The 1,028-nt window shown below is 59.3% G+C and carries 2 protein-coding genes; both read left to right on the top strand.

Going from position 1 to position 1,028, the window contains the following annotated elements; genetic code table 11:
• A partial coding sequence (locus tag NZ740_10685; protein ID MCS6772466.1) for a tail fiber domain-containing protein occupies positions 1 to 359 on the top strand: 359 nt, incomplete at its 5' end.
• Positions 360 to 693: 334 nt separating this feature from the next.
• Positions 694 to 825, top strand: a complete 132-nt coding sequence (locus tag NZ740_10690) for a hypothetical protein (GenBank protein MCS6772467.1) — start codon at positions 694 to 696, stop codon at positions 823 to 825.
• The last annotated feature ends 203 nt before the right edge of the window (positions 826 to 1,028 follow it).

Genomic DNA, 1,028 nt, shown 5'->3' on the forward strand with positions numbered 1-1,028 from the left:
TTCATAGCAGTGATCGCGAGGCGAAGGAAGGGCTGGAGCCTGTAGAGGTTGAGAAGATTTTGGAAGGGGTCAAGCGAATGCCGGTGTATCGTTGGCGGTACAAGGAGAACCCGGGAGTCGAGCACATTGGTCCTGTCGCGCAAGATTTTACGCGAGAGTTTGAGGTCGGAGTCGATGAGCGAAGCATCGCCGCGGTGGACGCCGACGGCGTCCTCTTCGCCGCGGTGCAGGCGCTGGCGCGGGAGAACGAACGAATTGTGCGGGATAACGAACGAATCGTCAGGGAGAATGAGGACCTGCGCCGCCGGATCGAGGAACTCGAGAGACGGATACAGGGGCCGGCGAGCGGATCTTTCTGATGGCTGAAGGGTCGAAGAAGAGAGCGCCGTTTATCGAATGAAATTGAGGAAGGGCGCTCGCCCGCGTGCTCGCCCTTTGATGGAGGGGCAGGTTCTACCCTGCCCGCGATTTATGGAGGGGCGAGTTCCACCTCGCCCGAAAAATTTATTCTCTATCATCGGTCACGCGGTAGCGCGCCCTTCCCAAAAACTGGATTGCGGAAACGGCTGACGCGTGAAAATGCAGCGGAGTGCAGCTGGAGGGTTTTAGATTTACGATCGCGATGGGGTTGGCGATCCGAAATGACGGGACGGAGGAATAACCGCGGGAGGTACAGCGCACGGGGCCGACGAGGTGCCCTTCGCATTCGTCCCAGCGCACGCGCAACACAATGAGCGAATGGAAGAGGAAAATGCCCGACTCCGGGACGAGATCCAGGCGCTGCGCCGGGAGCTGGAGACGCTGAAGCGGGCGATTTCGCATTGACGAGCAAGGCGAAATATCAGAACGTTTTTTCACTGTATAACGGAGGAGAGCCGAGATGAAACGAAGGTGGTTGTTCGTCATGTTGTTGAGCGGGCTGGGCGCAGGCTTCGCGCGGGCGGATGCGCCGGGGATGATTCACTATCAGGGGCGGCTGGTGCAGGGGACGAACCTGTACAGCGGGCCGGTGAGTTTGGTGTTCCGGA

It is taken from the genome of Kiritimatiellia bacterium (assembly GCA_025054615.1).
Taxonomy (GTDB): Bacteria; Verrucomicrobiota; Kiritimatiellia; order CAIVKH01; family CAIVKH01; genus JANWZO01.